This window comes from Metabacillus sp. RB-C-LZQ-3-1 (assembly GCF_058315175.1).
Genome location: NZ_JBZFLI010000007.1, coordinates 166545 through 189720, shown reverse-complemented (window position 1 = coordinate 189720; position 23176 = coordinate 166545). Strand labels below are relative to the sequence as shown.

Annotated in this window: 19 protein-coding genes; 3 read left to right on the top strand and 16 right to left on the bottom strand. The window is 34.8% G+C overall.

Going from position 1 to position 23176, the window contains the following annotated elements; genetic code table 11:
- Position 1 precedes the first annotated feature (1 nt).
- From AC4GZ8_RS13620 to AC4GZ8_RS13585, 8 genes are all read right to left on the bottom strand, one after another.
- A complete protein-coding gene (locus AC4GZ8_RS13620; protein ID WP_491082417.1) occupies positions 2–787 on the bottom strand; it encodes an ABC transporter ATP-binding protein in 786 nt (261 codons plus the stop codon).
- Positions 788–799: 12 nt separating this feature from the next.
- The gene (locus tag AC4GZ8_RS13615; RefSeq protein ID WP_491082416.1) at positions 800–1858 is read right to left on the bottom strand and encodes a FecCD family ABC transporter permease; all 1059 of its coding nucleotides are present in this window, start codon (positions 1856–1858) and stop codon (positions 800–802) included.
- A gap of 76 nt (positions 1859–1934) precedes the next feature.
- Entirely contained in the window at positions 1935–2927 is a 993-nt protein-coding gene (locus tag AC4GZ8_RS13610; RefSeq protein ID WP_491082415.1) for an HD-GYP domain-containing protein, read from the bottom strand.
- Between the two features lie 205 nt (positions 2928–3132).
- Positions 3133–3321 (bottom strand): hypothetical protein, encoded by a 189-nt coding sequence (locus AC4GZ8_RS13605; RefSeq protein ID WP_491082414.1) that lies wholly within the window; start codon positions 3319–3321, stop codon positions 3133–3135.
- Between the two features lie 293 nt (positions 3322–3614).
- Positions 3615–3818 carry a hypothetical protein gene (locus AC4GZ8_RS13600; RefSeq protein WP_491082413.1) on the bottom strand — a complete coding sequence of 68 codons (204 nt, stop codon included), beginning with the start codon at positions 3816–3818 and terminating at the stop codon, positions 3615–3617.
- 470 nt (positions 3819–4288) lie between these two features.
- Positions 4289–5611 (bottom strand): hemolysin family protein, encoded by a 1323-nt coding sequence (locus tag AC4GZ8_RS13595; RefSeq protein ID WP_491082412.1) that lies wholly within the window; start codon positions 5609–5611, stop codon positions 4289–4291.
- A gap of 49 nt (positions 5612–5660) precedes the next feature.
- Positions 5661–6347 (bottom strand): zinc metallopeptidase, encoded by a 687-nt coding sequence (locus tag AC4GZ8_RS13590; protein WP_491082411.1) that lies wholly within the window; start codon positions 6345–6347, stop codon positions 5661–5663.
- Positions 6348–6366: 19 nt separating this feature from the next.
- Complete coding sequence (locus AC4GZ8_RS13585) at positions 6367–6858, bottom strand: MerR family transcriptional regulator (protein WP_491082410.1); 492 nt, start codon at positions 6856–6858, stop codon at positions 6367–6369.
- A gap of 131 nt (positions 6859–6989) precedes the next feature.
- Between AC4GZ8_RS13585 and AC4GZ8_RS13580 the strand changes: the two genes are divergently transcribed.
- Together AC4GZ8_RS13580 and AC4GZ8_RS13575 are read left to right on the top strand one after the other, a co-directional pair.
- Positions 6990–7394 (top strand): CBO0543 family protein, encoded by a 405-nt coding sequence (locus AC4GZ8_RS13580; protein ID WP_491082409.1) that lies wholly within the window; start codon positions 6990–6992, stop codon positions 7392–7394.
- A gap of 145 nt (positions 7395–7539) precedes the next feature.
- The gene (locus tag AC4GZ8_RS13575; RefSeq protein ID WP_491082408.1) at positions 7540–8112 is read left to right on the top strand and encodes a hypothetical protein; all 573 of its coding nucleotides are present in this window, start codon (positions 7540–7542) and stop codon (positions 8110–8112) included.
- Between the two features lie 100 nt (positions 8113–8212).
- On the opposite strand, the gene AC4GZ8_RS13570 is transcribed toward AC4GZ8_RS13575, so the two are convergent.
- The gene (locus AC4GZ8_RS13570) at positions 8213–8710 is read right to left on the bottom strand and encodes a small multi-drug export protein (protein ID WP_491082407.1); all 498 of its coding nucleotides are present in this window, start codon (positions 8708–8710) and stop codon (positions 8213–8215) included.
- Positions 8711–9195: 485 nt separating this feature from the next.
- On the opposite strand from AC4GZ8_RS13570, the gene AC4GZ8_RS13565 reads away from it, so the two are divergent.
- Entirely contained in the window at positions 9196–9975 is a 780-nt protein-coding gene (locus AC4GZ8_RS13565) for an STAS domain-containing protein (RefSeq protein WP_491082406.1), read from the top strand.
- 211 nt (positions 9976–10186) lie between these two features.
- On the opposite strand, the gene AC4GZ8_RS13560 is transcribed toward AC4GZ8_RS13565, so the two are convergent.
- Genes AC4GZ8_RS13560 through AC4GZ8_RS13530 form a run of 7 tightly spaced genes read right to left on the bottom strand, consistent with a single transcriptional unit; the run spans position 10187 to position 23172 of the window.
- The gene (locus AC4GZ8_RS13560) at positions 10187–10615 is read right to left on the bottom strand and encodes a pentapeptide repeat-containing protein (RefSeq protein WP_491082405.1); all 429 of its coding nucleotides are present in this window, start codon (positions 10613–10615) and stop codon (positions 10187–10189) included.
- A 38-nt stretch (positions 10616–10653) separates the two neighbouring features.
- The gene (locus AC4GZ8_RS13555; protein ID WP_491082404.1) at positions 10654–11001 is read right to left on the bottom strand and encodes a rhodanese-like domain-containing protein; all 348 of its coding nucleotides are present in this window, start codon (positions 10999–11001) and stop codon (positions 10654–10656) included.
- Positions 11002–11056: 55 nt separating this feature from the next.
- Positions 11057–12295, bottom strand: coding sequence for an MFS transporter (locus tag AC4GZ8_RS13550; RefSeq protein WP_491082403.1), 1239 nt, complete (start codon positions 12293–12295; stop codon positions 11057–11059).
- 34 nt (positions 12296–12329) lie between these two features.
- Entirely contained in the window at positions 12330–14648 is a 2319-nt protein-coding gene (locus AC4GZ8_RS13545; RefSeq protein ID WP_491082402.1) for an ABC transporter permease family protein, read from the bottom strand.
- A 2-nt stretch (positions 14649–14650) separates the two neighbouring features.
- Positions 14651–15352, bottom strand: a complete 702-nt coding sequence (locus tag AC4GZ8_RS13540) for an ABC transporter ATP-binding protein (protein ID WP_491082401.1) — start codon at positions 15350–15352, stop codon at positions 14651–14653.
- On the bottom strand, positions 15336–16031 hold the full coding sequence (locus tag AC4GZ8_RS13535; RefSeq protein WP_491082400.1) for a thioesterase II family protein: 696 nt from the start codon (positions 16029–16031) through the stop codon (positions 15336–15338). The genes AC4GZ8_RS13540 and AC4GZ8_RS13535 overlap by 17 nt, the downstream gene beginning before the upstream one ends.
- On the bottom strand, positions 16021–23172 hold the full coding sequence (locus AC4GZ8_RS13530) for an amino acid adenylation domain-containing protein (protein ID WP_491082399.1): 7152 nt from the start codon (positions 23170–23172) through the stop codon (positions 16021–16023). The genes AC4GZ8_RS13535 and AC4GZ8_RS13530 overlap by 11 nt, the downstream gene beginning before the upstream one ends.
- Positions 23173–23176: the final 4 nt, after the last annotated feature.

Sequence of the window (23176 nt, the reverse complement as noted above, 5' to 3'; positions counted from 1 at the left end):
TTCACTTCTCCTTTTCATGTAAACTTTTCGGTAAATACGTAATCGATACCTTATTCGTTATGGGATGGATCGTGGCATCGACTTGAATACCGTACACCTCAAAAATGACTTCTGGTGTTAAAATTTCCTCTGGTGTCCCTGCTTTGTATAAACGCCCTTCTTTTAACACATAAATCCGATCGCAATAAAGTGCCGCAATATTAAGATCATGAATTGCAGCTAATACCGTTACTCCCAATCCCTTAACCAAATCAAACATTTGCAATTGATAGTAAATATCTAAATGATTAGTTGGTTCATCCAGCAGTAAAAAGTCGGTCTGCTGTGCCAATACTCTTGCGATTAACACTCTTTGCTTTTCTCCACCTGAAAGCTGGATATAATTTCTCTTTGCTAAATCTTCTATGCCTGTTTGTTTTAAGGCTTTTTCGACAATCTCTTTATCTACCTGTGTGTCCCCTTCAAAAAGCTTTTTGTATGGATTTCTTCCCATTGCGACGATTTCTTCTACTTTAAAATCAAAAGGAATATTGTTTTCTTGCCCAACAACCCCAACTTTTCTAGCAACCTTTTTTATTTTCATCTTCAGTAAATCATCATCATCTAATCGAACATCTCCAGCATCTGGATCCAGGGCTCGATATAATGTTTTCAAGATCGTGGACTTGCCGCTTCCATTTGGTCCTAATAGCCCAATAAACTCACCTTTTTCTACATGGAGGCGAATATCTTCAACAATTTTCAAATCATCATAGGAAAAGCTTATATTCTCTACTTGTAATTTCATGCTTCCACCTCTTTATGCTCGGGAGTTTCGTTTTAGTAACCAAATAAAAAATGGCCCGCCAATGATAGCTGTTAGAAGACCGATCGGCAATTCTTCAGGTGCAATGACGATTCTAGCGACAACATCCGTCCAAATGACTAAAATGCCTCCTAATAAAGCACTCACAGGTAAAACTCTTTTATGATCTGAACCGATTAATAATCTTGTGATATGCGGAACCATTAATCCAATAAAGCCAATCGAACCGCTAACGGCAATCGTTGTACCTGCTAAAAGTGATGCAACTAACACAAGTACTTTTTGCACGCGCTTAACATCAGTCCCTAACGTTCCAGCAGCTTCTTCCCCTAAAAGCAATGCATTCAGGGCACGGTAATGGATCATGAGAATTGTCATACAAAGAAGGATGACGATTAGCGGCAGTGTTAAATAGCCCCACTTCGCTCCTGCTAAACTGCCAGACATCCAAAACGCAGCATTATGTAACCCTAATGCATTTGGAGCGCTTAAAGTGATCACATTTGTTACCGCATCCATGATCATTGCAATGGCAACACCTGATAATAATAATTGCGTAATATTAATTCTTCCTCTAACCCTTGAAATGGTATAAACAATCATAATCGTAGCTGCCGCACCAATAAACGCACTAATCGAAAGGGCATAGGTGCCAAAAAACGAAAAGACGCCAAACAGCATCCCTAAAGTGGCTGTAGCAGATGCCCCTGAAGAAACACCGAGAATAAATGGATCCGCCAAGTGATTCCTTACTAAGGCCTGCATGGCCACACCTGTTACAGCTAATGATGCACCAACAAGCATTCCGAGTAATACCCTTGGCAGGCGTAAATTCCAAACAATATTTTCATCTATCCTCGTCCAGCTAGGATGAAGATTATCGGTTAAAAATGGCAGTTTGCTAATTAATATTTTTGCTACTGTACTAGGATGAAGAGAAACTGGACCAATCCCTATTGCGAAAATGATCGATCCTATGCTTCCTAATAGGAGAAGCACTAGAATAAGCTTCATATTCGGTTCCTTAATCGTAGATGATATATTTTCCTTCATCTTCTCTAACCCTTTCAATTTGCTGAATAATCTATTGAGGAAATATACTGAATCTCTTTTATCTTAAAAGTGGACACTAGTCCTCTTGACTAGTGTTCACTACTTTTTTTACCACAACAGCAGGATGTTCTGATAAATCCATCTCTTCACCACTTTTTAAAAACCGAATAATCGGGCGCTGCAAATGCTTTTTAATGCCTATGACAATTGCCTGCTCTCCTGTATACAGCTCTACCTTTGTACCGGGTATATAAGATGGGACGCTGCCTACAAATGCTTGGACTACTTTATAGGAAAATTCTTCATCACTTTTTGTCATAATATATTCTAACGCTTCATGTGGGGGGATTTTTTTATCTGATAACAAATGATCGTATACATTTGCAATCCCTACGACCTGCGGAAGCTCTAAAACAGCTTGTCCTTTAAGTTTTCTCGGATAACCTTGACCATTAATATATTCATGATGCTGGTAAGCAATATGTGCGGACAATAGACTAATTTCCCGATTGTCCTTTATGATCTCAAAGCCTTTTATTGGATGTTCTTGTTCTTGATCTGTGACCGCTTTGCCGATATCATGTAACAATGCCCCAAGAGCCAAGTCCCTGAGTTGTCCTTGATTATAGCCTAAATGTTTGGCCATTTGTAAGCTTAAAAGCGCGACATTCACTGAGTGAGCATAGTGTCCCAAGTCTTCTGATAATGATGATGTAGGCACTAAAATAATCGTTTTATGGGCAACCACTTCTTTAATAAGTGTCGCAGCTGCCTTTTGAAGTGCCACCACATTTAATCTTTTTTTCTTTGAAGCATCCTCAAATGCCTGCTGTACAACGGCAATCGTGTCCATCCATGTCGGCATATCAAGCATTTCCTCGAGCGTAATCCCTGTTGACTCAGCATCCTCCACAACAAGAGTTGACACTCCAATCGCTTTCATTCGCTCTAAGTAGTTAGGATGAATGGTTCGACCTGCCGTTAATAACACCCTTCTCATCCGATCATAAATCGGCATCGCAAGCTGCATCGTCAAGGGGTTATAATCCTCAATATCTATAAATCTCATTGTTTTTTTACCTCATTTTAAAAATAGTCATAAGAAGAATTAGAAAAGCGCAAGCTCCCTGGTCAGCCTAGGGCAAATAAGACGCAAATGAATAGAAGACGTTCCCGGAAAAGAACTACACTGTTCGACATGATCTCCCATTACTATACCATGTGGATAATTTTTACGGAATGGCAATAAATAATCATTGCCATTCCTGTTGTCATTACTTTTTAGGTGTGAAATAAAATAATTGAACAAGACTAAATATCACGAAGATAAGCAATGATATGCAAGTTCCCATTTTGCCAAATATCTCTAATGCCGGAAAATGATCATGAAACGTTTGAGACGGAAGCAGCCACGCACTTAAGGAAAGACAGAAAATAGCCGTAATTGGTAATAAATTTTTCAACAAATGGATCACTCCAGAAAAGGAAAAGTAGTGTATGCGGAAAGGAATCTTTATAAAATATGGGATTTGGGGAGGAGTGTGACAGTGCACATTTAACCGTTAAAAAAAGGCTGCTTTCTAAACAGCCTCCTTTTAATCTATTATTTTAGTAATGCAAAAGCAAGTGCAAAAACCCCTAATAACGCGACGAATATGGCTGTAAAAAAACCATTATCCATTAATTGCATCCAAAGTTGTTTTTTCTCACTATTCATAGCCATTGCTCCTTTTCAACTTGTTTTATGAAACTTCAACTAGTAAAGCTTACTCGGTTCTGCTGCATACCAATCAATGAGGCCGCAGCTTGGGCAAACAAATGCTTCAACTGTCGAAAGGCCTGCAGATTTCACTCCTAATAAGCCTGCTTTTTCCAGTTTTCTTGAAACACGAATCGGACCATTGCTATCTAGTTTTGCCTCTACCATTTCCGTATTACACTTTGAACAAAAGGTCTCCATTAGTTCCTCCTATACCCTAAAATGTATTTTAAATGACTACATTTACATCATAACATCCTATAGATTCCAATAGTAAAATAAATCCATTTTTACACCTTTTTTCTATATATACTATTAAATATCTCTCAAAAAATTAGTCTATATGATGAAGCATCCACAATTAATTAATAGAATTTTTAAGCATTAAACAAGGCCTTTTTCTAAAAGATTGTTTTTTTATAAATTCTTTGAACAAACAACTGTTAGGTTGATTGAAGCGGAAGGTGCTAGACTCCTGTGGGAGTAGCGTGACAGGTGAGACTCATGCAGGCGCTGTGCGGCGAGGAGGCTCACCGCACGCCCCACGGAAAGCGAGCATCCTGGAGCTGCAATCAACCATGGACAATACTTATTCTTTAGCAACAAAGTTTACGAAAACAGTATTAAAAAAAGACAAAGTCAATTTTCAATCAACTTTGTCCCTTAACTTATTACTCTGGAATCGGTTCAAGATCATTTTTCACTTTAAACACTTCTAAATATTGAATATGATGACCATCACTTTCATGAACTCTGAATATATAATCTTGATCCACCACTTCAACACCTACTTCAGCATTAAAGTTTTGCGTTAAGAACCAGCCGCCAATTGTATCGATATCCTCATCAGAAAATGTCGTATTAAGGAGTGTGTTTACATCTTCAATGAGTAATTTTCCATCTAAAATATAATGGTCATCACTCAATTTGCGGATATCAGGAATTTCATCCTCATCAAATTCATCCCTAATTTCTCCAACAATTTCTTCAAGAATATCCTCAACTGTTACCAATCCAGAAGTTCCGCCATATTCATCAATTAAAATCGCAATATGTGTGCGTTCTTTTTGCATCTTTAGTAATAAATCGTGAATCGGAATTGTTTCAATAACCTGAATGATTGGATTGATAAAGGAATGGATATCAAATGGCTTAGGCTCATCACATTCCGTAAAAGCAGATGTTAGAAGCTCTTTAATATTTAGAAATCCAACAATATGATCCTTGTCTCCATCTACAACAGGATATCGGGTATAGCGTTCATTTTTAATCACTTCAATGATGTCATCATAAGTCTGATCAATTGAAATTGTCACAATTTCCGTCCGAGGCACCATAATTTCCTTTGCTAATCTTTCATCGAATTCAAAGATATTGTTTACATACTTTAATTCATTTTTGTTAATTTCACCGCTCTTATAGCTTTCAGATAAAAGGATGCGAAGCTCTTCCTCTGAGTGAGCTAAATCATGCTCTGATGCAGGTTTCAGTCCAAATATTCCAACTAGCACTCGCGCTGATCCATTTAAAAACCAAATAAACGGGTACATGATGCGGTAAAACAAGATGATTGGAGGTGCAAACAATAAAGTAATCGTTTCAGCCATTTGAATAGCCACCGTCTTTGGAGCTAACTCACCAACCACTACATGCAAAAACGTAACTAAAGCAAAGGCAATACCAAAGGATAATATATGTGTAAGGGATTCATTAAGGTTAAAGTAGGCAAACAGTGGATGCAACATTTTTTCAACTGTCGGCTCCCCTAACCAACCAAGTCCTAATGCTGTTACTGTAATCCCTAATTGACATGCTGATAAATACTCATCTAAGTGAGTTACGACCCTTTTAGCTGAGATTGCCCCCTTTTTTCCCTCTGAAATGAGCTGATCAATTTTAGACATCCTCACTTTTACAATGGCAAATTCAGTAGCCACAAAAAAGCCTGTTAATGCGATTAAAATGACAATAATAAATAAGTTAATAGTGATCAATGAGTGGCCTTACAAACGTAAGACCTACACCTCCTAGAGATTTCTTTAGTTAGTCTTCATTATTTCCTTGAACAAAAATCATTATAAATTTAATTAATTCAAATAAAGCCATTAACGCCCCGGCTACATATGTTAATGCTGCAGCATTTAACACTTTTTTCACACCATGTTCTTCTTCATTGTAAAGAATACCTTCTGCTACCATGAGGCTTCTTGCTCGTTTACTTGCATCAAATTCAACTGGCAGTGTAATCAGTTGAAATGCTACAGCAGCTGAGAAAAAGACAATTCCAATTCCGATCAAGGACATCTGCTGCAATAAGAACCCGCCAATAAATAGGAATGGTGCAATACCAGAAGCAAAATTTGCTATTGGGAAAATACGATGTCTAAGCATAAGCGCAGCATATGACTGCTGATGCTGAATCGCATGTCCAACTTCATGAGCGGCAACAGAAACAGATGCAATGGACTGGCCGTAATACACAGCCTCAGACAAACGAACCACTTTTTTCATCGGATCATAGTGGTCAGATAGCATACCTGGAACAACCTCTATTGGTATATTGTATAACCCATTGCGATCCAATATACGTCTTGCTGTTTCAGCACCTGATAACCCTGTTTTTGTCGGCACCTCAGCCCATTTATTAAAATTCCCTTTTACCCTAAACTGCGCCCAAATTGAAACACCTAATGTAATAAAAATAAGAATATCCATTGGATGAAAAAACATTTTATACGTAACCTCCTAATTAATGTATTAAAAGAAGTAATGTCTGTATTAATGACAAGCTTTCTTTGGATATATTGTTTTTGAGGTATTCACACTTCTTTGCATCATTTTTGTCTATGTGCGCTAAGATCTCTGATACCTCTTTTTCAAGGCCTTTAATCTTTAATCGTAACTCAAGGATATCTACCTCTTCAGCAGCGGCGATCATCTTCTTTTTCACTTCTTCTAATGACATCCCATTTGCTTTGCATTCTTCAATATGCTGTAATTGCTCAATTACGGATTCATCATAATACCGATAATTAGAAGAAGAACGTTCTGCTTTTAATAAACCCAAATTTGTATAATAATCGATCGTCCGTTTGGTAACACCTGTAATATCAGCGATTTCACCAATTCTTAATTTTTTAGTCCCAAGGTATTCTCCCCCAAACTGTAACGTGATGGTTTTATTATATGATGACCTCTTTTTAAATACAACTCTTATTGAAAATGTTAATGAATCGTTCACATATAAGGATTGTGAAGTGACGTTTGAGATAGTTTATCAAATAAAAGCATTGGTAAAAATGATAATGGGGGTGTGTTCCTATTTTACTTTTATTTATTTCTGTCATCATATTCGGTTTAATCATATACTATATGCCAAAAAGAATTTCCTTTTTTGAAATGTATACAACTTCTCTATTTTCAACTGTACTTCAGCTTATTACAGATATCTATTTAGAATTTAAGTTCAACTTGTATTGGTATTTCAATCCGGGGATCGACTATATCACTCTTTGGGTTGTGTTTTGGATTTATCCATCTGTTAATATCATATTTTTGAATTTTTACCCTGCCTCTAAAAAATTCAGTACGTCCCTATATTACATATTAGGATGGACTTTATTTGCACTAGCCTATGAATGGACAGCCTTGAATACAGGTTTCTTTCATTATAATGGATGGAAATTATGGTATTCTGCTTTGATCTATCCGGTCCTTTATTCCCTTTTACTCATAAATTGGAAAATAATTAGATGGTTACATAGGATGAGTATATGAGGCGGAACAGGGGGACAGGTCCTCTGTCTCTGTCCCCTCCGTCTATAGACTTAGATCCAAATACAGCCATAGCTTCTTCATTCGACTGCCTAAATTCTTAATAATAGAACTTGGGCTTTATGAATTATCGCGGGGAGGATTTAATGTGGCTGAAAAAAAGATCTATATTTTACTAACTGACACAGGGACCTTGTTTACAAAATTAATTAAATTATATACAAAAAAACCATTTAATCATGCATCTATTTCTTTTGATCAATCTTTATCGAATGTATATAGCTTTGGAAGAACATCACCTTCGAATCCATTCACTGGCGGCTTTGTGAAGGAAGACATGGATTCATGTTTTTTCAAGCAAGCAAATTGTAAGATATACAGTTGTCCTGTCTCTACTGCTCAATATCAAAAAATGCAATCCTACATTCAAAAAATTAATGAAGAAAAGTGTTTATACCGTTATAATCTACTAGGATTATTTGCCCTCTTATTAAAAAAGCGAGTTGATAGAAAATACGCTTTTTTCTGTTCACAATTTGTTGCTACTGTATTACAAGAGAGTGAATGTGTTGACTTTTCAAAACCCCTTTCACTTATTACACCAAATGATCTCATTAAAGAGAATGTTTTTGAATTCGTTTATGAAGGGAATCTCGGAGACTATTATGTAGGATTATGTACCCATTCAACTACAGATTTAGCTTATATGGCGTCCATTTGATATGATGAGAAATTACCTCAAGAAAGCACCCCCTCTAAACCAATAAGAAAGTGGACAGCAAATTCCTACTGTCCGTTTTCTTATCAGACACATCGCGTCATTACTCAGTATCTAATAAATCCTTTAAAAATCCATCCTGTCCTGTCTGGTTAAATAAAAAGTCAAAACCATAATATGAGATCACTCCCATCACAATAGCCCAGAAAATCACACTAACGGTAATCCAAAGCATAATCTGCTTTCTCGTCCCTCCAAAGCTCATCGCTAAAATGACCCCGAGGTGACTACCGATCAAAAATGGGGAAACAAAGGTTAGCCCAGGTAAACCGTATTTCTTCCAAATAGCCTCTGCACGCTTTTGCTTTTTCTCCGATACATCCTTGCCTTTCTTTTCTTTACGCCTTTGAAGCCATTTTTTCACACGGTCCATCAGAAAAATGAGCAGCCAAAGTGTAAGGATATTTCCTAAAAGAGCAAGAATCATCACAGGAATAGCCGGAAGACCTGCTGCAACTCCTATTGGGATCACCCCAACTACCTCAAAAAAGGGTGTTGCACCTAATAAAAATATGATGACATAAGCCAAAAAAATACTCACTATCTCTTATCCTCCTTCATCGTTATACGTACTCGTGATTCGCTCAATATTTTTTCGAATGACTCTTTTAATAAGTTCATTGAACATAAACTGATTAGGTTGATTGGAACGGATATGCGAGACTTCTGTGGGAATAGCTGGACAGCTGAGATCCCACAGCGCTATGCGCGACGAGGAGGCTCACCGCCCGCCCCCAGAAAGCGAGCATCCTGAAGCTCCAATCAACCATTTTCAGGCACTTATTACAAAGCAACAAAGCTTGCGAAAACAGCCTTTCGAATAGATGCCTTCTTTAGTTTTTGACATGTTAATATGTAATACGATTCTTAAAAGAGAATGGTTCCCAATTTTATAAGGATGGAGATACATTTTATTTTTAATACAAATAGCTTAAAATAAAGATGTATTGAATTTAAAAAATTCAGCAAAAAGGGGTATCGTTATGAAATTCAAATTCCTAGATTCATATGAACTAAAGGATTTCTTTGAAAACAATATTCAACAATTCGAAGAGGCTTTTAACAGAGGCTGTTAATGTAAGTGACAAGATCGATGAAATCCTGGCAATCGGCAACATTGATCTTGTTAATAATGCTAAAAAGCTTGTTACATACATCATTGATGGGCAAGAAAATGAACTTCAGCTGTTCGCAAAAAAAGAAGGCATTGCTTGGTCTACTCATTCCATTGATTTAACATTTAAACTCGAGTGGATTCAAGCCATTCGGAGATCAATGTGGTATTTTATAAACCAATATGATCAATTGACAAACGGGGGAGTTGTGCCCACTTTTTTCAATCTTGAAAAAGAAATCAATAATCGAATCGACGGATTCCTAAATAGTTTTTTTATTAGTTATTCTACATACAAAGATTCTTTAATTAAAGCCCATAGAAAAATGGTGGAGAACTTATCTGTTCCGATCATTCCCATTAATTCTGAGGTTTGTATCCTTCCATTGATTGGAAAAATCGATGAATTCAGAGCACATATTCTCGAGGAAAAGGTTCTAACGGAAATCGGAGTATCTCGTATTCAGACATTGATTATTGATTTATCAGGAATTGCAGATATGGAAGCTGAAGTTATCGACCAGCTATTAAAGATCATCAAAGGTGCCTCCATGATGGGATGTGATTTAGTTATTACGGGACTTAGAGCAGAAGTGGTTCGAAAAATGGTCCGCCTCGGGGTCTCATTTGATCATAGGACAGAAACGCTTGGAACACTGCAGCAAGCATTAAATAAATATTTAGTTATTTAAGTGTGAATTGAATATAAATTCCTCGCCTACATGAGCATGTACGAACAAGAACTGACCAAAATGACTAGAAGTCATCCATTTAAATTGGATGACTTCTAGCCGTTAAGCAGGAATGAATGAAGTCCTTTCCATTACACCTTCTTGTTTCTCCGTAAAGCTCTAAACACTACTTAATAGGTATATATTCATTTTTTGGTTCGTTAGAATGACATTAATCAATGAGTGTTATATGATCTGCATCATCCACACATTTTCCTAATGAATCATAAGTAAATAGATCCACTTTGCATTCAACAAATGTTGCTTTTTCAAAATGGCAATGAAAGAATGCAGATTGCTTAATCGTACAGTTTTTGAATACAGCTGCTCTTAGATTAACATGGAAAAACATTGTCTTACTAAAATCAATATTTTCGAATAAGATGTGTTCAAGATTACAATGATCAAAAATTGTCTCATTAAGGGAACTATTTTCAAATCTAGAGTGAGTCATATTGGTATATTTCCACTCCACATTTTCAATTTTGGTATTTTTAAATAATGTATCGCATTGGTTGTTCGAATGAAAATGCTTGTCTTTAATGTTACTAGATTCAAAGATAGATTCTGATAAATTCTTCAACATAGCAGTTCTTTTCATATTTCATCAATCTCCCTTAAACGAGTAACGTTTTATACTCATTTCATAGCTCCATTGATATAGCCTCTAACTTTAAACCCTTTCCTTCTTAAAAATCGTATGCCTATATTTTTCCCAAGGTTGTCTGAAACAATGAGAACAATCTCCTTCGAGTGAAAATCCGTGTAGTATCGTTGAATATAACTAAGCGGGATATGTGTTGTATTTAATTCTGGATTATTTTTCGACACCTCATTAAATTCACGGACATCAACAATACTAAGGTTCTCATCAATTTGATGTAATGCTTCTATTTCCTTTACATCTAGAACTGGAAAATATCTAACATATAAAAACCACATAATTAGTAAACTGACGCTAGTACCGATTACCCCTAATACAACCATTTTGTATCCCTTCCACTATTTATTCAATTTTAAAGCCTGTAAAAGAAGACATACACTATGCTAAACGCTCGTTTTTATCTTCTATTTTAGGACCTGCTTTCATCTGTTTTCCTATAAATCCAAGTAGTAACAATAAAAATCCATACAATAAAAAGGTATATTGAACACCAATCGTTCCAATTAAGATTCCTGACAATAGACTGGATATAACCCCGGCACCTAACGTAACTGACTGCATAACCCCGTTATATGTTGCTGTTTTCTCTACTGGAATACTAGAATAAAAGAATGTTTCTGAATATACATTAAATACGCCAATGGTTAACCCATACATAATCGCTAAAAGCACTAATTGATAATAGGATTGTACAAAAGATGTAAGAACATAATAGATACATATTAGAAAAATTAAATTTACTAATATGGAAAAAATATGTTGATTACGAATCTTCATTTTTTGTGAAAGCATAACACCAAAAATGGTCGCAATTCCAAATGCTGCAACCGTTATGGCGTAATAAAGAGGAATGACCGTTTCCTCAATATTAATGCTTTTTAATGTTTCCGGAATAAAAACTGTAGATAGCGGTATGACAACAAAATTTATCATCCCTACAAAGAAAAGTAATTGGGTTAGTTCCTTTTTTCCGATAACTTCTTTGAAAATATCTAGCGGTGTCTGAGTTTGCATACTAGCTCTTTTTATTCTTAAAGACTCTTCAGATTTCCGGTAATATTTTAGGAACTTTAATACAAGTAATATTGGCAGAACAAAACTGATTAAGTTAATGATCGCAAGGGATTGAGCACTAATATATAAAAGTAAAGCAGCACCAAGCAACTGTCCGATAATCATGACAACTGTGCGAATACTAATCGACATTGATCGATATTGCTTTATCTCTTCCTCGCCCTTTAGTTCATTGATAACCAAAGTAATTGACGTAGCATTGTATGACCGGTTAAGACTACCAGAAATAAAATTAATCAAAATTAACAGTGTAAATACCAGCTCGCTTACATCATTAATGATGAATGCGACGATAAGATAGAGGATCGCCTGGATGACAGCAATAATAAACAGGGATCTAACTTTTTTATCAACCTTATCAACTAGATAGCCATATACTGGTGCCATAATAGATGGCAAATGTTCTGAAGCTGCAATTAGGGCTAAAAACATCGGACTCTTTTCAAAATATAATGCATAGGCAATTAAAGCTGGATAAAAAAGCATGTCTCCTATGTGTGTAATGAACTCTGAAATGAGTTCTGATTTTGTTAATTTTTTCATAAAATCCTCCATTTTCCAGTATCTAAATGACAATCTACTTATTTTTTCGAGTATCTATTAAATATGTAAACAAAAACACTAAATAATAAATAACCAGAAGCATAACAACTACGATCATCGCCGTTACCGGACTATTCTCAAGAGCAATATAGATACTTGACTCATTATCATTTATCAAGGATTCAAACGCACTTAAAATGTATGGACTAATTAGCATAGCGATTAAACTGAAAATAATAATAGGGATCTTATAAACATCTGTTGATAATTGAAAGGTTTGAAACCTGCTATAACCTAGTAAATTTAAAATTTTAATGGCCTTTTGGTTTTCCTTCACACTTAAGTTCCCAATCAGAACAAGCAAGACGATTGAAATAATGGATGTTGCAATAAATAGTAATGTTAACAACGTACTCATTTGGTTTAAGCTTGTTCTAACTTGGTTCACTTCATCTGTTTTACTAACGGTATAATCCGCCTCATCCAGCAGATCATCATTCTCATTGTCAGCAAAATAGATATTAAATTCTCTAGAATCAAATGTTGGATCATGTTCCCATAAGGATTGAATCGTTACATAATTATTCGAATCAAAATTTAGCGGATTAATGGCACTTACTGTATATTCAACAGGCTGATGATCAATTTCCAATGTAATGGTATCACCCGCATCTAGATCATACTGATACGCTAATTTTTTTGTAATCACGATACTGTCAGGATCATCTAATAACTCGTGAATTTGCTCAAATCCTGTTCCATCTGACTTCAATCCTAAAACTGATAAATTTTCGTTTTCCAGCTGACGAGAATGAACATTTATTAATTCATAAGCCGCCTGAATACCTATATTTTCTTCATCACTTGTCTCTGTTGTTTCAAATACTCCATATTCGGAATAATTTAGATTGCTTGCATATGATTCAAAGTCTTTTTGATTGGAAGAAACCAGGTTAAACCCAATTAAAAAGATATTAAAGACAATCAGAATCGTCATCATCATCGTTAAAAGGTATGAGACTTTATAAAAGGCAAATGAACTTTTAATTTGCATTTTATGCGGAAGCCATCGAAAAGCCTTTTTTAATGATTTAAAAAAGATGCTCGTTTTCGTTTTAGAATCACCTTTTATTAAAGCTAAGGCAGGGATTCTTAATTTAAGTAATACAAGCATGATCACAAGTAGCACCAAAAATGCTGCAAGTGAAAGTCCAAAAATGATCGAATCAACATAATTATTTTCTAGTAAAAAATTCAGATTATAGATGGCACTGAATTGAGCAAAAATACCTCCTTGCATCATGATTCCGAGAACGGTCCCTAAAAGGATCGAAGGAACGAAGATAAAAGAGTAAACAAGAAATGCATTTAGAATTTGGAATTTTTTGATCCCAATTGCAAGCATAATACCAAATTCATGGTTTAATTTAGCTAATTGATTATTAAGAATAATCACGATTAAAAACACAGTAATGATGAATAGAGTAATAACAGAAACTAAACTCAAATAATAATTTGTATTAATATCTGTTTGAATCGTGTTTAATGTAGGAACTTGATCTGGTGTAGAAACAGAAGCAACTAGATCATCCTCCTGCATCCTATCAATCTCATGATCTTTAGCCTCTACAGATTCATCAAATTGAGCCAAGTATACATGGTTCCTTGATACATCTAGATCACGGAAGTCATTTTCGCTCATGATAATACCTGCATTTGAGCGGCTAAACATATCTTCAGAAAACTCATTTGAAAATAGTAATAGTTGAAGAGGGCTAAATGTTAACCCTGAGACCTTATACTCTTTCCCATCAAGTGAAAGGACATCCCCCACTTTAATATTTTGACTATTTGCATACTGCAATGAGATGGCTACTTCTCCACTTTCAGGTCTTTCCCCTTCTGAATAGCTTATTTTGTCAATTTCACCATTGTAAGGAGTGATAAAATAAGTGATCTTATCTTCTTTTAGAATAGCTTCTTCATATAATTCAGACTGAAAATGATATTTATCCTCCAAGGCTTCTATACTTTCACGCTCATAATCAGCTGTACTAATATGGTACTTATCCATTAATTCTGCTGGCGAAAGATTTGCCAGATCATCGGCAGAGATCGAATAATCATCTGCTATTTCTTCTGCATATTCCTCAAATTCAAATTCAGGTAAAAGGCGAAATTCTTCCACATTCGATATTTTCATGATTTCCTTGTAATTCGCCTCTATCTGATTAACTCCGCTCCATAAATAATTAAATAATGCGGTAATTAACAAGATAAAAATACTTAAAGCAAGCAGCTCCAGTTTTCTTTTAAGTGTAAATCTTCTGATTTCTTTATTTATTTGTTTCATTTTCACCACTCAATTTCATTAATTTTTTTCGGTGTATTTTCTTCCGTTCTTTCAATTACACCATCTTTTATGTAAATAACCTTATTTGCTAAATGAGCAATTTTATCATTATGGGTGACCATAATCACTGTCATATCACTTTCTTCATAAAATTTTTGAATCAGTTCTAAAACGGCTATCCCGGATTTTTGATCCAATGCACCTGTTGGTTCATCACAAATTAGTACTTTTGGTTTTTTTATCAATGCCCTCAAGATTGACGTTCTTTGTTGCTGTCCTCCTGATAATTCAGAAGGTAATTTATCACGATGATTCTCAAGCCCTACCTTTTCCAACATTTGATCAATTTCTTTGTATTGTTGTTTATCACTTGCACCCAGCTCAATATTTTCCTTCACAGTCAGGTTCGGCAACAGATGGTATTGTTGAAATATGTAACCAATATTTTCTCTGCGAAACTTAATGCTTTTTGAATTTGATAAACTTGTGATATCAGTAGAGTCATAGTTAATACTTCCATCATCTACAACCTCTAATCCGCTAATCATATTTAGTAATGTTGTCTTTCCACTTCCGCTAGGTCCTAATAAAACAACAAATTCATGGTCATTTATGTCAAGATCTATTCCTTTAATCACTTGAAATTTAGCTGATTTCTCGCCAAAAGATTTTGTCACATTCTTTAAACTAATCAATGAGAACACCCCTTTTCTTTATTTCTAACGCAATTTTCTCTGTATTTTGCTTGTAGTGAAAATGATCTCCACTAAGTGTTTTCATGTCTATATTTTCGTAGTCCAGCCACTGTAATAAAAATTCTTCATGCATAGGCTCCTCTTCCCCTTTTAAAACAAGAGTTGGGATTTTCTTAAAAATTTCGTTGTAATCAATATCTGCCTGTAACTCTAACTCTTTTAAAATAGAAAAATCCCGTTTTATCCTTTCAAATAGATACTCTTTAAAAAATTCATCTTCAAAATGCGCTTTGTTCAGGTTCCCTAACTCTATTAAATATTCTTGAAATGAATCACTATTAACATTCGGTATCTTCCTCTGCAATGTCTCCAATGTATGGGGGGGAACAGATGAGGAAAAAACGATTCCACTTATCTGATTTAACTCATTTGGAGACAGGCATTCTAATAGCTTAAGTATTAGAATGCCCCCCATACTGTGACCAAATAAAACGATTTTTTCAGAGGAATGCCTAATGATATCAACCATTTCAGCTATGATCTCATCTAATTGAATTGCTTCTGCATAGTCAACTGATAACTTTATTAGACTGACCACAATGTCTTCATCCGTTAATTTTTTAATTAATTCACTAAAGTTGATGACACTGCATCCTGCACAAGGAACCAGCATTAGATTAGTTGCCATAGGATCCTACCTCAACTCTCTCACCTTGTAATTCCTTTTCAAATATCGCTTTTACTATTTCTGACATGACCTCTAACTCTTCAAATTTCATCATGTTTGTATGCGAAACAGGTGTGTTGTATTCAAAATATTGATTTGTATAGATGTTTTTCCACTCGCCTCTAGTGTCTTCAATATTCTTCATAGAAGATTGAGATTTAACAAAGTAAAGGGGAACTTCCGCATAAAGATTTGTTGTTTTAATCGTATTTGTTAATTTATAAAAACGTTCAAATTTTTCAATAAGCTCAAACTTAAGATCTTTATCTATTTCTTTAAATTGCGGATATGCTTTTTCCAATTGATAAGCAGCTAAGTTTTTACTTAAAAATGTTCCTCTTAGCATTTTTTTATAAAAATCTTTCCCTTTTGCGAAATATGAATCAAGCATCACAATCCCATTAATACGATAATTTGCTAGTTTTAAATTAATGGAAACCTCATGTGCAAGGACACCGCCAAATGAATAACCGAACAAATAGATGTTTCCGCCATGAGCCTCAATAATGTCTATGACTTTATTTGTGTAATGCTCGATATAATCCTTTTCATAATAAAAATCTAAAATATACACTGTTTTATCTTTGAGATGGCTCATTAATTGCTTTGATATTTCTTTATATATGGTTTCTTCCATGTAGGCTGGAAACACAATAACAACTTCATCAAAGCTGTTCGGAACGGATTCCTGCTTATCCATTTCCCCTTTGGAATTCAGGTAAATGCTCATTTCATTAATTGTTTGAAATGTGATTAAATCCTCAAACTCAACAGGCATGCCTGCCTTTCTCATTTGAGAAACAAGTGAAATTGCTTGAATCGAAGATCCGCCAATTTCAAAGAAATTATCATGTTTACCAATTGCTTCGGATGGCAGTTTTAGTACCTTAGACCACAGCTCCCTTAACTCTATTTCAGCAGGATTTAATTCGATCTCATTATGTGAAAATTCCTTTTGAACCACTGACTCTTCATATAGGCGAATTAATTTTCTTTCGTCGATTTTCCCTCTTACCGTTAATGGAATTTCACCTACTTTGATGTAATCTGACGGGCATTTATAGGATGATAAAATTTTCTTCACATTATTTTGCAAAGTCACTTTGTCGAATTCATCCTCAATAAATGCTAGTAATTGATTTTTATGATAAATAATCGTCATCTTATTGAGCATAAACTCTTTCTTAATGGCATTTTCTATTTCATGCAGCTCAATTCGAACTCCATTTATTTTTACTTGTTTATCTCTTCTACCCAAAAATTCAATCTGTCCATGGGAGGTAATTCGGACAAAATCACCTGTTCTGTAAAAGGTCCTTCCATCCAACTTGACAAAGCGTTTCGCTGTTTCTTCCTCAAGATTTAAATAGCCCTTTGAAACACCTCTTCCTCCTATATAAAACTCTCCAATTTCTCCTACTTCACAAATTGTATTGGCATCATTGATTACCTTTACAACTGTATTTTCAACTGGTTTCCCTATAGGAATCGGCCCTTTGTCCAATTTCTCAACATGATGAATCGTACTATATACTGATGTTTCAGTTGGACCGTACATGTTGTAAATATTAATGTGTTCAATTTCTAAGAAATCTTTTAATTTATGTTTTGACATCACTTCACCACCTGCAATAAAGGTGACTCCATTTAGCTGTTTCAGCCTCTCCTTTTCAAACAAATGGAAAATTGCAGTTGGCAGGAAAACATATGTGACATTTTTCTCCTTCATATACGTTGTTAGCTTATCAATTTCATAGATATAACTTTTTTCACATAACAGGAGTTTGGCGCCTCTAATGATAGAATTGAAAAATGTAACGGATGATATATCAAATGTATAATTTGCAATTTGTATGAGTGTGTCTTGACGAGTAATCTTATTTCCAGGTTCAGCATTTGATAAATTAATCATATTATCATGGCTTATTAAAATCCCTTTTGGTTTTCCAGTTGTACCTGATGTGTACAGCAGCGCTAACGTTGCAGTACTATCATATGATTCATTTATATCTATCTCTAAACATTGATCCAAGGAAACAACAATATGTTGTTCAGCTGTTAGCCGTTCCTTAAACTTGTTTTCAGTTAATAGCAGTTTGATACCAGCATCGTTTATTAACCCTTGCAGGTACATATCCTCAGCTTCAATTTCAAGTGGAACGTAACACGCACCGACCTTTAAAATCGAAATAAGTGAAACATACATTTCAATACTTCGGTCAAATAAAAATCCGACACGGTCAAATTGATTAACTCCTCTATTTTGCATTTCAGACACTAAATAATTTGCCATTTGATCGATTTCTAAAAATGTATAGCTAACCTCTTCTTTTTCTATACATATTTTTTCAGGACATTCTCGTACATGCGTATTCCAGTAGCTTAAAATTGTTTCATTAGCTGGATTTTCGTCAAAATAGTCTGGAAACGAATTTAAAATTTCCTTTTCTCGTTCGGTTTGATAATGAATGTCCTGGATAAGAATTTCTTGATTCTTATGAATTTCCGATAAGATTTTCATCATTTTGTCAATTAAGATATTCATGGTTTGTAAACGATATTTGTTTGCATCAAATGTCACAAGGATTTTGGAATGATCTCCACAATCTAAGAAATTCATTGTCAGATCAAATTTTTCCGAGACATTTAATAGCTCCCCATCTGTTAAACCTAGTTCCTCGATTTCATTATGACTAGATAGATATTCTGGTTGATAAATGAACATCACATTAAATAAAGGGTTGCTATTTTTATCTCGTTCTACTTTGGATATCGTCACCATTTCAGGAAAGCCAATATGGATATGTTTAATCCCATCTAAATATCGTTGATTCAGTTGTTTAACAAATGAACTTACGGCTGTATTCTGATTAATCTCTGCATAAATCGGTAAAGTGTTAACAAATGGACCGATGGTTTGTTTAAATTCATTATCCATTCTTAATCCAATCGATGTCCCAATCGCAAAGGAGCTTTCACTGCTTACTTTACCAATCGCTAAATGGAAGGCTGACATTAACACTGATATTTTAGGCACATTTATCCGGTGTGCGATCGTATTGATTTGATGATGCATTTCTTTTGAAACCAATTCAGAAACAGATGCCACTTCTTCCTTCTCTCTACTTACCTCTTCTTCAAAGTCATATGGCCATGTAACATTTTTGATCCCTTCAAGATGCTTCCAATAGTTTGCATCCTCTGTATATTGATCAGATTGTCGATAACGGTCAATATATGTTGCATAATCAAAGAAATGATAATCAGATTCTCTGACAGGCTCTAAATGGTTTCGTTTCAATAGATTTTCAACAAAGATCTTGGCCGATTCACCATCAAATATTATGTGGTGAATATTGACTAACAAGAAGGTTTCAGTTGGTAAATGAACAATCTTTACATTGATCAACATGTCATTGTGGAGATCAAATGGACGAATGGATGATTTGATTTGGTCTTTATTCCGGATAAATTCCTCTTCTATAGAAAATGATAGACGCTCATCTAACATTTGTAACAGTTTTCCATTTTCATGGACAAACGTTGTTTTAAAGATACTTTGTTGCTCAACCTCTTGTTCAATTCTTCTTTTTAAATCATTGATATTGGTTGTATTCTGAATTTTACTTAACAGAACAATATTGTTCCTTGTACTTTTTGGATCTTGAAGATAGAGCGTATACAACGATTCCTGAAATGGTGTAAGTGGAAATCTTTTGCCATGTGTAATCTCATTTTTTAAGATTTCAAATTCAGCATGATGCTGATGGATCTCAGCCGCTTGTTCTTTTAACACCATTTTTTCAAAGAGAATATTGATTGGAACCCTCACATGAAATGTTTTTTCTATTTCATATTGGAGCTCCATCACTTTTAACGAATGACCTCCAACCGAGAAAAAGTTACTTTCTCTAGTTATCGAAGCATAATTCCCCAAAACCTTTTTCCAAATATGGTATAAGTCCTTTTCGGTGCTATCTTGAAAAGAAATGGGATCGTTATCAGATTTATTTGATTCATTTGCAGCGAGCTCTAGTAATCTCTTCTTATCAACTTTTCCATTATGGTTTAGCGGAATAGCTTTTACCTGTTGGATAACTGAAGGAATCATGTAGGAAGGTAATCGTTCTCTTAATCTAGCAAGTAACCCATTTACCTCCACATCCATATCACTTTCAATAAAGCACATTAACATATTATTTTCTGAAAAAATGGCCATCTTATTCGTTGTTACTTGCTTTTCAATTTCATTAATGACATCCTTTGTGTTCACTCTATAGCCACGAATTTTAATCTCCGTATCAATTCGATCAATATAGATATATTGGTCATCTGCTACCCTTGCAGCAATATCTCTTGTCTTAAAACCTCTATGACCGGGAATAATCTCGTAAGTAAACCGCTCTTCTGTTAACTCCTTCTGATTCAAGTAGCCTGCTGTTAACGTGTTTCCGAAAATAACTATTTCTCCTCTGGCGTACTTTGGTAACACTCTATTATATTGATCTACTAAAACTATGATATTTTCCTTTAATTGTTTTCCAATTAAAATCTCATTAAAATCAGATTCAAAGTCTTGCTCGGAAATTAAGTGGTAAGAGCTATATACACATGATTCTGCAGGTCCATAGCCATTGTAGATATGTTTATGTCCTTGCCCGAAAAATGCTTTGGATTGCCCATAACTCATTCTTTCTCCAGCAACTAACAACTTTGTATTTTTTAGGTAAGGGACATCCGCTTCTTTGAAGTTATGATAAATACTTGTTGGACAGCATATGTGTGTAATGCCCTTTTGATTCGTAAATTGAGCTAAGCGACTTGAATCTAACATCGTTTGATCATCTACTAAAACAGTGGTAGCACCGTTATAAAGCATAAAAGAGAGTGATGTCAGGAATACATCGAATGTAAAATTAGTGATGCTTAATACTCTAGATTCCTGTGATACTTCTAAAAAATCGATATTTTTATGGAGATGAGAAAAATTCCTGTAAGACATCTGAACTCCCTTTGGCCGTCCTGTTGTACCCGAGCTAAATACAATTGTCATATTTTTATCAGGATCTGATAAAATATCTGCTGGAGTAAAATCTGTGTTCGTGATTTGGATTATTGGCAGTTTGGTAATATTAATAACCGTTTGTTGTTCTGAAGAAAAATCCATATCCTCATCAGCTAATATGTATAACATCCCTGTTTCTTCCATAATTTCCTGCTTACGTTGTTGGCTGTATTTTTTATCTAGCGCAACAAAACATCCACCGATTTTCAGCACAGATAAAATAGCTACAAACATATGATGATTACGATCAAACGCCAAACCAATTGGGCGGTCTAGTATATCATCAAATTGTGTAAGATAATTGACCACTTTGGATACTTGTTGATCTGTTTCTTTCCAGGTGATCTTCTCACTTAACCCTTCAATACATATTTCATCTGCTCGTGTCGATACGAATTGTTCAAATAAGCTATAGCTTACAATCGGGTCAATTTCTTTTGTGACAACCTTTTCGATATGATCAAAAATCGTTTTTTCTGTTTCTGCAGAAATAAATTTGATCTCTTCTACTGTTTTCACACGATCGTCTGCTAAGTGAATTAATACTCTTTCAAATGTATCGAAAAAGGAATTGATGATCTCGGTATTGTAGAGGCTAGGATCAAAATTCACATCCATTATATATTCCTCTGATTTTCTAATTCTGAAAGTCATCACTTGATCTGCAGATACGACATCAAAATCTTCTCTTGCTTGCAGCGAAAATTCATCAAATTCAATGCTGTCTAAACTGTTTTCTACTAGAAACAAGGTAGAAAATAAACTTGATTGTTCTAAATGCTGGTGCTCCTTTAGATAATGTAAACAGTCTTGATTTGTCACTTCCTGATTACTTAATCCTTCTGCTACTACTTCTGACACTTGCTGTATATAATCATTGATCGTTTGATTCATTGACAGGGTTATACTCAATGGGATTGAGTTCACAAACATGCCAATCATTTTCTCAAACTCAGGCCCCGGACGAACCGCAGTCGGTGTACCTATTAATAGGTTTTCCTCACCAGTAAATGCATAAAGAGTAAGATAAAACGCAGATAATAAGGTAACGAATTCACTCTTTCCATAAGCTCCTGTAAGCTTATCCAAAGCTTCTAAGCTCTCTTGCTTTAACTTTTTATTTAGAAAACTAATGGATTCATTATTTTTCATCTTATACTGTGGCAACACAGTTGGTTCATAGCCAATTAATTTATGACAAGTATTTATTAATTTTTGCTGATAATCAGGTGAATTGCGGTAGTTGTTATACCAATCTACATATGTTTTATATGACTCTGTATCATTCGCGAACAGAAAGTCTTCCCCGAAAACAACTGTGTTTTGGATAAAATGTAATAGAATAGCTACTGATGCTCCATCTAAAATCAGATGGTGAGAATCAAAAATTAGATAGTTTTTATCTTGATTTTTCACAAATACGACTCTCAGGAGCAAATCATTTTCTAAATCAAAAGCCTTGCTATGTTGAATCGAGCGAATATCCTCTTCTGTTATTTCTATGACAAATTCCTTCTCACTCTTATATGAAACTATCTTGCCTTCAGATCGTTTAAATTGACTAGATAAAACATCATGCTCTTTTATTATTGTTCTTATAGCTCGTTCAAATCTTTTAATATCCAAATCCCCATTTACTTGAAATACTTTAGTAATGTTGTATTTAGTCGTATTAGGATCACGAATCAAATCTAAATAAATTAATTCCTGAGCAGCTGAAGGAGGATAAAAAAAGTCTTTATGAGATCTTTTCTCTCTATTTGTATAAGACTGTTGTTCCAATTCAATGACTCTTCCATTCAAGGATGTTTGAATGGCTTCTGTTACTAATATCTCTAAAAGAGGAAAAGTCGGGTTTTGAAAAAACCTTTTAATATCAATTTGACAATTATACCGACTATTTACTTTTGCAATTAAACTCATGATTTCTAATGATGCTCCACCGCTTTGAAAGTAGTTTAATTTCGGATCTATGTAGTTTAGCTTTAAACTTTCTTTCCATAGCTCTTGTAAGTCATCGAGATCTACTTTATGCATTCCT

Coding starts and splice junctions, on each gene's coding strand:
- AC4GZ8_RS13620 (WP_491082417.1), bottom strand. CDS start 787: ATGAAATTACAAGTAGAGAATATAAGCTTTTCCTATGATGATTTGAAA.
- AC4GZ8_RS13615 (WP_491082416.1), bottom strand. CDS start 1,858: ATGAAGGAAAATATATCATCTACGATTAAGGAACCGAATATGAAGCTT.
- AC4GZ8_RS13610 (WP_491082415.1), bottom strand. CDS start 2,927: ATGAGATTTATAGATATTGAGGATTATAACCCCTTGACGATGCAGCTT.
- AC4GZ8_RS13600 (WP_491082413.1), bottom strand. CDS start 3,818: ATGGAGACCTTTTGTTCAAAGTGTAATACGGAAATGGTAGAGGCAAAA.
- AC4GZ8_RS13590 (WP_491082411.1), bottom strand. CDS start 6,347: ATGTTTTTTCATCCAATGGATATTCTTATTTTTATTACATTAGGTGTT.
- AC4GZ8_RS13580 (WP_491082409.1), top strand. CDS start 6,990: ATGCCAAAAAGAATTTCCTTTTTTGAAATGTATACAACTTCTCTATTT.
- AC4GZ8_RS13560 (WP_491082405.1), bottom strand. CDS start 10,615: ATGAAAAGAACTGCTATGTTGAAGAATTTATCAGAATCTATCTTTGAA.
- AC4GZ8_RS13555 (WP_491082404.1), bottom strand. CDS start 11,001: ATGGTTGTATTAGGGGTAATCGGTACTAGCGTCAGTTTACTAATTATG.
- AC4GZ8_RS13550 (WP_491082403.1), bottom strand. CDS start 12,295: ATGAAAAAATTAACAAAATCAGAACTCATTTCAGAGTTCATTACACAC.
- AC4GZ8_RS13545 (WP_491082402.1), bottom strand. CDS start 14,648: ATGAAACAAATAAATAAAGAAATCAGAAGATTTACACTTAAAAGAAAA.
- AC4GZ8_RS13535 (WP_491082400.1), bottom strand. CDS start 16,031: ATGGCAACTAATCTAATGCTGGTTCCTTGTGCAGGATGCAGTGTCATC.
- AC4GZ8_RS13530 (WP_491082399.1), bottom strand. CDS start 23,172: ATGCATAAAGTAGATCTCGATGACTTACAAGAGCTATGGAAAGAAAGT.